This is a genomic window from Ruegeria sp. AD2(2025) (assembly GCF_056542385.1).
Genome location: NZ_JBQFZS010000015.1, coordinates 46,188 through 56,456, shown reverse-complemented (window position 1 = coordinate 56,456; position 10,269 = coordinate 46,188). Strand labels below are relative to the sequence as shown.

8 protein-coding genes are annotated in these 10,269 nt (G+C 58.5%); 2 read left to right on the top strand and 6 right to left on the bottom strand.

Going from position 1 to position 10,269, the window contains the following annotated elements:
- From ACR1XV_RS20130 to rpsL, 4 genes are all read right to left on the bottom strand, one after another.
- Window positions 1-91, bottom strand: a 91-nt coding sequence (locus ACR1XV_RS20130) for a GTP-binding protein (RefSeq protein WP_215675807.1), incomplete at its 3' end; no start/stop codon positions are given.
- Window positions 92-151: 60 nt separating this feature from the next.
- Window positions 152-2,269 (bottom strand): elongation factor G, encoded by a 2,118-nt coding sequence (gene fusA, locus ACR1XV_RS20125; protein WP_480534640.1) that lies wholly within the window; start codon window positions 2,267-2,269, stop codon window positions 152-154.
- An 18-nt stretch (window positions 2,270-2,287) separates the two neighbouring features.
- A complete protein-coding gene (rpsG, locus tag ACR1XV_RS20120; RefSeq protein ID WP_039529242.1) occupies window positions 2,288-2,758 on the bottom strand; it encodes a 30S ribosomal protein S7 in 471 nt (156 codons plus the stop codon).
- A gap of 15 nt (window positions 2,759-2,773) precedes the next feature.
- Complete coding sequence (gene rpsL, locus ACR1XV_RS20115; protein WP_005621086.1) at window positions 2,774-3,145, bottom strand: 30S ribosomal protein S12; 372 nt, start codon at window positions 3,143-3,145, stop codon at window positions 2,774-2,776.
- A 395-nt stretch (window positions 3,146-3,540) separates the two neighbouring features.
- On the opposite strand from rpsL, the gene ACR1XV_RS20110 reads away from it, so the two are divergent.
- Window positions 3,541-4,353, top strand: coding sequence for a putative rhamnosyl transferase (locus ACR1XV_RS20110; RefSeq protein ID WP_480534638.1), 813 nt, complete (start codon window positions 3,541-3,543; stop codon window positions 4,351-4,353).
- Here ACR1XV_RS20110 and ACR1XV_RS20105 read toward each other — a convergent pair.
- Window positions 4,341-5,207 carry a DMT family transporter gene (locus ACR1XV_RS20105; RefSeq protein ID WP_480534636.1) on the bottom strand — a complete coding sequence of 289 codons (867 nt, stop codon included), beginning with the start codon at window positions 5,205-5,207 and terminating at the stop codon, window positions 4,341-4,343. The two genes, ACR1XV_RS20110 and ACR1XV_RS20105, sit on opposite strands and share 13 nt — an antisense overlap.
- A gap of 138 nt (window positions 5,208-5,345) precedes the next feature.
- Between ACR1XV_RS20105 and fosX the strand changes: the two genes are divergently transcribed.
- Window positions 5,346-5,750, top strand: coding sequence for a FosX/FosE/FosI family fosfomycin resistance hydrolase (gene fosX, locus ACR1XV_RS20100; protein WP_480534634.1), 405 nt, complete (start codon window positions 5,346-5,348; stop codon window positions 5,748-5,750).
- 118 nt (window positions 5,751-5,868) lie between these two features.
- Here fosX and rpoC read toward each other — a convergent pair whose 3' ends face one another.
- The gene (rpoC, locus tag ACR1XV_RS20095) at window positions 5,869-10,110 is read right to left on the bottom strand and encodes a DNA-directed RNA polymerase subunit beta' (protein ID WP_480534632.1); all 4,242 of its coding nucleotides are present in this window, start codon (window positions 10,108-10,110) and stop codon (window positions 5,869-5,871) included.
- Window positions 10,111-10,269 lie beyond the last annotated feature (159 nt).

Below are 10,269 nucleotides of genomic sequence, written 5' to 3'. Positions count from 1 at the left end.
CTGCGGTCAGCGTGGTCTTGCCGTGGTCAACGTGGCCAATCGTACCGATGTTGACGTGCGGTTTTGTACGCTCAAACTTTTCCTTTGCCATGATGGCCTCCTTTTTCGGTAATGAAGGGAGCGTGATACCCACGCTCCCTCAAATCTTCGCTTATGCGTATTTCGCCTGAATCTCGTCCGAGATGTTCTGCGGAACCGGATCGTAGTGGTCGAACTGCATGGTGAACTGGGCACGGCCCGACGACATCGAACGCAGGGTGTTGATGTAGCCGAACATGTTCGCCAGCGGAACGAACGCGTCAATCGCGATGGCGTTGCCGCGCGGTTCCTGACCAGACACCTGGCCACGACGCGAGGTCAGGTCGCCGATGATACCGCCGGTGTATTCTTCCGGGGTGATCACTTCGACCTTCATGATCGGTTCCAGCAGTTTCGCGCCAGCTTTGCGCATACCTTCACGCATACACATACGGGCCGCGATTTCGAACGCCAGAACGCTCGAGTCAACGTCGTGGAACTTACCGTCCAGCAGGGCAACCTTGAAGTCGATCACGGGGAAGCCAGCCAGCGGGCCGCTATCCATGACCGAGTTGATGCCTTTTTCAACACCGGGGATGTATTCCTTCGGAACAGCACCACCAACGATGCGGCTTTCGAACGAATAGCCTTCGCCGGCTTCGGTCGGCTGGATCTCAAGCTTGACTTCCGCGAACTGACCCGAACCACCCGACTGTTTCTTGTGGGTGTAGGTGTGTTCGACCGGCATCGAGATGGTTTCGCGATAGGCCACCTGCGGCGCACCGATGTTCGCCTCGACCTTGAACTCACGCTTGAGACGGTCAACCAGGATATCCAGGTGAAGTTCGCCCATGCCTTTCATGATGGTCTGACCGGATTCCAGGTCAGTTTCCACACGGAAGGAGGGGTCTTCGGCGGCCAGACGGGCCAGACCCTGAGACATTTTTTCCTGGTCGCCCTTGGTTTTGGGCTCAACCGCGATTTCGATCACCGGATCGGGGAAGGTCATGGTTTCCAGAACCACCGGATCCTTCGCATCACACAGGGTGTCACCGGTGGTGGTGTCTTTCAGACCCGCCAGCGCGATGATGTCGCCTGCAAACGCTTCTTCGATCTCTTCCCGGTTGTTCGAGTGCATCATCATCATACGACCGATGCGCTCTTTCTTACCTTTGGTCGAGTTCAGGATCGAGTCACCCTTGTTCATGGTGCCCGAGTAGATCCGGGTGAAGGTCAGCGAGCCAACGAAGGGGTCGTTCATGATTTTGAACGCCAGACCCGAGAACGCCATTGCGTCATCGGCACGACGTGCGATGTCACGAACTTCTTCTTCGTCGCCGGGTTTGAAGCCCATGTAATCAACAACGTCCAGCGGGCTGGGCAGATAGTCGATCACAGCGTTGAGCAGCGGCTGAACGCCTTTGTTCTTGAACGCAGACCCACCCAGAACCGGAACAAACGCGATGTCCAGAGTACCTTTGCGCAGCAGGGCGCGCAGGGTCGGAACGTCGGGCTCATTGCCTTCCAGATATTCCATCATCGCGTCGTCGTCCATTTCGACGGCCGCTTCGATCATCTTGCCGCGCCATTCGTCAGCCATGTCTTTCAGGCTGTCGCGGATCGGAGCTTTGATCCAGCTTGCGCCCAGATCTTCGCCCTGCCACAGCCATTCTTCCATGGTCACAAGGTCGATCAGGCCTTCCAGCTCGGATTCAGCGCCGATCGGAATACCAACCGGAACAGCGCGTGCGCCGGTGCGGTCTTCGATCATGCGAACGCAGTTAAAGAAGTCTGCGCCGATCTTGTCCATTTTGTTGACGAAAACCATACGCGGAACCTTGTAGCGGTCAGCCTGACGCCACACGGTTTCGGTTTGGGGTTCAACACCGGCGTTTGCGTCAAGAACGCAGACGGCACCGTCGAGAACCGCCAGCGAACGCTCAACTTCGATGGTGAAGTCAACGTGGCCGGGGGTGTCGATGATGTTCAGGCGGTGCTTGGGGGTATCGGCAGTCTGACCGTCTTCGGTGCGCTCCCAGAAGGTGGTGGTCGCAGCCGAAGTGATGGTGATGCCGCGTTCCTGCTCCTGCTCCATCCAATCCATGGTGGCTGCACCATCGTGCACCTCACCGATGTTGTGGGATTTACCAGTGTAATACAGGATACGCTCCGAGCAGGTGGTCTTACCTGCGTCGATGTGCGCCATGATACCGAAGTTACGGTATAGTTCGAGCGGATATTCGCGTGCCATTTTTGATAAGCCTCTGAATTACCAACGGTAGTGGCTGAAGGCTTTGTTCGCCTCGGCCATCTTGTGGGTGTCTTCGCGCTTCTTCACGGCGGTACCGCGGGACTGTACAGCGTCCAGCAGTTCACCGGCGAGGCGTTCTTCCATGGTGTTTTCGTTGCGGCCGCGCGCAGCAGTGATCAGCCAGCGGATGGCTAGTGCTTCGCGGCGCTCGGGGCGCACTTCGACCGGAACCTGATAGGTTGCACCACCAACCCGGCGCGAGCGAACCTCGACCGACGGTTTGATGTTGTCGAGCGCTTCGTGGAACACTTCGACCGGTGCGCGCTTGATCTTGTTCTCAACGCGGTCAAACGCGTTGTAAACGATGCGCTCTGCGACCGACTTCTTGCCGTCGATCATCAGGTTGTTCATGAATTTGGTCAGAACCTTGTCGCCAAATTTGGCGTCAGGCAGGACTTCGCGTTTTTCGGCGGCGTGACGACGTGACATATCAGCCTCTCCTTCTTACTTGGGACGCTTCGCGCCGTATTTCGAACGGCGTTGCTTACGATCTTTGACGCCCTGAGTATCCAGAACACCGCGCAGGATGTGGTAACGCACACCGGGAAGGTCTTTCACACGGCCGCCACGGATCAGAACAACCGAGTGCTCCTGCAGGTTGTGGCTTTCACCGGGGATGTACGAGATGACCTCGAACCCGTTGGTCAGGCGCACCTTGGCAACCTTACGCATAGCCGAGTTCGGTTTCTTCGGTGTGGTGGTGTACACACGGGTGCAGACGCCGCGTTTCTGCGGGCACTGCTCCAGGTGCATGGACTTCGAGCGTTTTACTTTGGGCTGCCGCGGTTTGCGGATCAGCTGTTGAATAGTTGGCATTCCGGTTTCTTCCCCGTTTTGCAACACACATGACATGCACGCGGTTGCGTGCGGTTAAATTCGCTGCACTCATGCGTCCACAAGCGCAAAACCCGCGAGCGTTCCCATTCCGAGGCGAACGTCGCGGTTTGTTATCAGAGGGCGCGAACGATAAAAGTGTCCGGGCCTTGACCAGTTCATTACTGAAATCGGTTATGGGGCGGCCCCCGGTACCGAGATGTCGCGCGTATTAAGCGGAGTCGGCCCAAGTGTCAACAGCACATGGCACCGTGTGCCCGTTGGGCCGGGTCGCGCCGATTTACCATCCGACCCCGCCGCGCTCCAGCCCTTATGCCGGTTGCGGGTCGGAAGGTGCAAAGGCATAGTTTGGCCAAGCCAATTCTGACGGGTGCCCTATGCAAATCCTCGGCCTGTGCCGCTTTTCCTACCCTGCCCTCGGAGGGTTTCAAACCGAACATGAAACCGTCGAAGAGCGCCGCCGTTATCTCTATAGCCCCGCCCGTCTGGAGGAACGGTTCCGCCTGTTCGAAGCTTCGACCCTGCCCTGTTTTCGTGAACACACCGATGAGGATTTCGATTTCCTGATCGTGATCGGGGACTGCCTGCCCAAACCGGCCTTTGACCGGCTGCACGATCTGACTGCCGGAATGAAGCAGGTTCGGATCATCCAGAAATCCGCCGACACCCAGATGAGGCCGCGTCAGGTCATGAGATCGGTGCTGAATGCGGCTCGCACCGATCCCGATCAGCCTTGCATCCAGTTCCGGCATGACGATGACGATGCGGTGTCGGTCGATCTGGTCGAACGCCTGCGCATCGCAGCGCAGGACAGTGCGGGGCTTTTGGCGAATAATCAGATGGTCGGGATCGACTACAGCCTCGGGTTCTTTGCCCGGTTCGGCCCCAACGGCGTCCGCGCGTCAGAGGTCTACAAACCCATGCTGGGGGTTGCGCAGGGCATGTATATCGCAGGCGGGTGTACCCAGTCGGTCATGAATTTCACGCATCACCGCATCGCACGGTTCATGCCTGTCATCAGCTACTCGGATGCGCCGATGTGGGTGCGCACGCTGAACGGGTTCAACGATTCCAAACACGCGCGGAACAACAAGGATGAATTTGAAGCTCTGACACCCGAGCTAGAGGGCGAATTCATCGCGCGCTTTGCCATCGATCAGGACGTGGTGCGGCGGGTTCACTCGGCCTGAGTGGACCTTTCCCGGAACAGGGTGAACAGCCCTGCCCCGACAACCAAAGCCGCCCCCAGCATCGTCACCGCATCCGGCCAGTCGCCAAAGACCAACCAGCCCAGTACCAAGGCCCAGATCAGGCTGGAATAGCGGAACGGCGCGACAAAACCGACCTCACCCACACGCATCACCATGACGCTGAACAGATAACCGCTGAGGACAAAGACCGCTGCGGATACCGTCAGCACCCCGGCAGTCAGCGGGACCGGCACCCAGCCCTCAAAGACCGAAACCACCGCAGCGGTCACCGTGATCGTCAGCGATGTGGCCAGTGTGACCACCATCGAGGGCACCTCGGCCGACATCCGCCGCGTGATCAGGTCCCGCAGGGTGACCGAGGCAACCGCAACCAACGCGTAGACGGCGTAGAGGCTGAACCCATCCGGGCCGGGGCGCACGATCAGCAGCATTCCGGCAAAGCCAAGTGCAATCGCGGTGATCCGCCGCCAGCCGATACGCTCGCCAAACACCAAGGCCGCCCCAAGCGTCACCGTCAGCGGCAGCGCCTGCAGCACCGCCGTCACATTGGCCAGCGGCATATGCTTGAGAGCAGTCAGGAAGAAGAAAGTGGCGGACAGCTCACTAAGGCAGCGCAGGGCGATCAGCCCCTTGTCATGGCGCGGAAAGTTCAAATGCAGCGCACCCAGATGCCGAGCCAGCAGAAAGACCAAAGCGGTCGCCACCGCGCCGCGGATCGCAACCAGTTGAAACAGCGGCAAATCCTGCAGCGTAACTTTGACCAGCGTGTCATTGACGGTAAAACCCGCCATGCTGCCCATCATCAGCAGCGCGCCTTTCATATTCGGGGTCATTCGGCCTTGATCCAATCGCACGTGAACGGGGCCATTGGCGGGCCAGCTCCGCCCGATGTCAACGTCTCAATGAAGACCCTGCTGACAGAGCCCTGCGCTCTGCTATGGTGAAATCCAGCCAAATCAAAGAGGTATACCGTGATCGAAGGCCTAAGTCACATGACGTTCATCGTAAAAGACCTCGACAAGATGGAGGAGATGCTGACAACCGTTCTGGATGCCAGAAAGATCTATGACAGCGGCGACCGAACATTTTCCCTGTCCAAAGAACGCTTCTTCGACATCGGCGGCATTTGGGTTGCCACGATGGAGGGCGACCCGCTGGCCGAAAAAACTTACAATCATGTCGCCTTCAAGATGGGTGAAGATGAATATGACGACCGGTTGCAGCGCATCCAGTCCCTCGGCCTCGAAGTGCGAGAAGGCCGGTCGCGGGTTTCGGGCGAAGGGCACTCGATCTATTTCTATGATCACGACAATCACATGTTCGAGTTGCACAGCGGCACACTGGAAGAGCGGTTGAGACGTTACGCCCAAAGCTGACTTGGGGGCCTGAAACTTGAAAAGTTTCAGGGGCGGTTTCTTTTCAAGAAACCGGGCACCCGCGAAAGAAAAAGGCCCCGCAAAACTGCAGGGCCTTAATCGGTTTAAGTCGTGACGCTTATTCGCGGCTTTCCGGGGTTTCCACCAGAACGTCAAGCTCATCCCCGACCATATCGTCGTCGAAAGTCGGAGCGGCCAGAGCAGCGGCCGCTTCGGCCTCTTCCCGACGCGCTTCGATAACCACGTTGTCACGCGACTGCGCAATGTGGCGGACGGCCTGAGTGGCCCCACCGGTCCCGGCGGGGATCAGGCGGCCGACGATGACGTTCTCTTTCAGGCCAACCAGCTTGTCCTTCTTGCCCTGAACCGATGCCTCGGTCAGCACGCGGGTGGTTTCCTGGAACGACGCCGCCGAGATGAACGAACGCGTCTGCAGCGAGGCTTTGGTGATCCCCAGAAGGATCGGTTCACCCTGAGCCGGACGGCCGCCGCGCGAGATGGTTTTCTCGTTGGCCGCGTCGAACTCCTGCTTGTCGACATGTTCGCCTTTCAGCAGGGTGGTATCGCCTGAATCCAGGATCTCCCACTTCTGCAGCATCTGGCGCACGATGACCTCGATGTGCTTGTCGTTGATCTTCACGCCCTGCAGACGATACACGTCCTGCACCTCGTCGATCATGTAATCTGCCAGCGCTTCGACACCCATGATGGACAGGATGTCATGCGGAGCCGGGTTACCGTCCATCAGGTATTCACCCTTCTGGATGAAGTCCCCTTCGGCGACCGGGATGTGCTTGCCCTTGGGCACCATGTATTCGATGGTCTCCATGGACTCGTCCGCCGGTTCGATGCTGATGCGGCGCTTGTTCTTGTAGTCGCGACCAAAGCGCACGTAACCATCGGCTTCTGCGATGATCGCGTGATCTTTCGGACGACGCGCTTCGAACAGTTCGGCCACACGCGGCAGACCACCGGTGATGTCCTTGGTCTTGGCGCCTTCGCGCGGGATACGCGCGACAACGTCACCGGCTTCGATTTTCTGGCCATCTTCAACCGACAGGATCGCATCCACCGACATCGGATAGTGAACCGGGTTGCCCGCATCGTTGCGGACCGGTTCGCCATCTTCGCCGACCAGAATGATCTCGGGCTTGAGGTCGCTGCCTTTGGGGGCCGCGCGCCAGTCGATCACGATCTTCTGGGTCATACCGGTTGCTTCGTCGGTCTCGTCGCGGACAGCAAGGCCTGAAACCAGGTCAACATATTTCGCAGTACCGGCTTTCTCGGCGATGATCGGCAGGGTGTAGGGATCCCACTCGAACAGCTTGTCGCCACGGGCCACTTTGGTGCCGTCTTTGACGAACAGCTTAGAGCCGTAGCCCAGCTTGAAGCTGGCACGCTCTTCGCCGTGTTCGTCGTTGATCACCAGCTTCATGTTCCGGCCCATGACCAAGCTTTCGCCTGCGGCATTGACCAGGATCTGCGGGTTCTCGAACGCGACAACGCCTTCCTGGTTGGCTTCCTGGAACGACTGCTGACCACCTTGCGCAACACCGCCGATGTGGAAGGTCCGCATGGTCAGCTGTGTACCGGGCTCACCGATAGACTGGGCGGCGATGATGCCGACAGCCTCACCTGTGTTCACCATGGTACCGCGCGCAAGGTCACGACCGTAGCAGGTTGCACAGACGCCTTCCTCGGACTCACAGGTCAGAGGCGAGCGGATGCGCATCGACGCAACACCGGCTTCGTCGATGGTGTCCGCCATGCGTTCGTCGATCAGCTGACCTGCTGCGACCAGAACCTCATCCGTGCCGGGACGCAGAACGTCGTCGGCAGAGACACGGCCCAGCACGCGTTCGGCCAGCGAGGCGACAACCTCACCGTCATTCACGGCGGCTTCGGCAGTGATGGCGCGTTCGGTTCCGCAGTCGATCTCACGAACGATGCAGTCCTGTGCGACGTCTACCAGACGGCGGGTCAGATAACCCGAGTTCGCCGTCTTCAGAGCGGTATCCGACAGACCCTTACGGGCACCGTGGGTCGAGTTGAAGTACTCGAGAACGGTCAGACCTTCTTTAAAGTTCGAGATGATCGGCGTCTCGATGATGTCACCGTTCGGCTTCGCCATCAGGCCGCGCATACCGCCCAGCTGTTTCATCTGAGTGACCGAGCCACGCGCACCCGAGTGGGCCATCATGTAGACCGAGTTCGGTTCTTGTTCAGAGCCGTCCTCTGCCCGATCCGACGACGAGATCGTCGACATCATGGCTTCGGTGACGCGGTCGTTACATTTCGACCAGGCATCAACAACTTTGTTGTACTTTTCGCCCTGAGTGATCAGGCCGTCCATGTACTGTTGTTCAAAGTCTTTTACCTGACCGCGGGTGTCATCAACAATGCCCCACTTGTCGTCCGGAATGACCATGTCGTCCTTACCGAACGAAATGCCCGCCTTGAACGCTTCTTTGAAGCCCATCGACATGATCTGGTCACAGAAAATAACCGACTCTTTCTGACCGCAGTAACGGTAGACGGTGTCGATCACCTGCTGCACTTCTTTCTTCCGCAGCAGGCGGTTGACCAGCTCGAACGGCGCTTTGTTGTTCATCGGCAGCAAGGCACCCAGACGCAGACGGCCCGGAGTGGTTTCATAACGCTTCTGAACTTCGTTGCCTTCGTCGTCGATCTGCGTGATCCGCGCGGTGATTTTCGAGTGCAGGTGCACTTCGCCGGAATCCAGCGCATGCTGAACTTCGTCGATCGAACCGAACACTTTGCCTTCACCCGGCATGCCTTCGCGTTCCAGAGTCACATAGTAGAGACCCAGGATCATATCCTGCGACGGAACAATGATCGGCGCGCCGTTTGCAGGCGACAGGACGTTGTTCGTCGACATCATCAGAACACGGGCTTCCAGCTGCGCCTCAAGGCTCAGCGGCACGTGAACGGCCATCTGGTCACCGTCGAAGTCGGCGTTAAAGGCCGAGCAGACCAGCGGGTGCAGCTGGATGGCTTTACCTTCGATCAGGACCGGCTCGAACGCCTGAATGCCAAGACGGTGCAGCGTCGGCGCACGGTTCAGCATGACAGGGTGTTCGCGGATCACCTCGTCAAGGATATCCCACACTTCGGGACGCTCTTTCTCGACCAGTTTCTTCGCCTGTTTCACGGTCGAAGACAGCCCCTTGGCTTCAAGGCGCGAGTAGATGAACGGCTTGAACAGCTCCAGCGCCATCTTCTTGGGCAGGCCACACTGGTGCAGCTTGAGTTCCGGACCGGTCACGATGACCGAACGGCCCGAGAAGTCGACCCGCTTGCCCAAAAGGTTCTGACGGAAGCGGCCCTGCTTACCTTTCAGCATGTCCGACAGCGATTTCAGCGGACGCTTGTTGGCGCCGGTGATCACGCGGCCACGACGGCCGTTGTCGAACAGAGCATCCACGGATTCCTGCAACATCCGCTTTTCGTTGCGGACGATGATGTCAGGCGCGCGCAGCTCGATCAGACGCTTCAGACGGTTGTTCCGGTTGATGACGCGGCGATACAGATCGTTCAGATCCGAGGTCGCGAAACGGCCACCATCCAGCGGAACCAGCGGACGCAGTTCCGGCGGAATGACCGGGATCACGGTCATGACCATCCACTCAGGCCGGTTGCCCGACTCGAGGAAGGATTCAACAACCTTCAGACGCTTGATGATCTTCTTGGGCTTCAGCTCGCCGGTTGCTTCGGCCAGATCAGCACGCAGCTGCTCGGCTTCGGCTTCGAGATCGATCTGGGCCAGCATCTCACGGATGGCTTCGGCACCGATATTCGCGGTGAACGCGTCCATGCCGTAAGCATCCTGCGCGTCCATGTACTCTTCTTCGGTCAGCATCTGGCCGTAGGTCAGGTCGGTCAGACCGGGCTCGATGACGACGTAGTTTTCAAAGTACAGAACGCGTTCCAGATCGCGCAGCGTCATGTCCAGCATCAGACCGATGCGGGACGGCAGCGATTTCAGGAACCAGATGTGTGCAACAGGCGCGGCCAGTTCGATGTGGCCCATACGCTCGCGGCGGACTTTCTGCAGGGTGACTTCCACGCCGCATTTCTCGCAGACAACGCCGCGATACTTCATCCGCTTATACTTGCCGCACAGACACTCGTAGTCTTTGATCGGGCCAAAGATACGCGCGCAGAACAGACCGTCACGTTCAGGCTTGAACGTCCGGTAGTTGATGGTTTCGGGTTTCTTGATCTCGCCATAGGACCAAGACAGGATCCGCTCGGGCGACGCCAGCGAGACCTTGATCTCGTCGAATACCTTCGGGGGCGTCAGCGGGTTGAACGGGTTGTTGGTGATTTCCTGGTTCATCAGGTATCCTTTCCATTTTCCGGACAGCGGAAAGTGTAAATGTCAGTGTTGTCGACTGTGCCTCTTGGCCCATCTCCATGCGAGTTCAACACATGAGTTAGGTCGACATCCTTGCGCTCTAGTTTCGTCTGGGAACCGCAGGACTCCGAAACAACATCC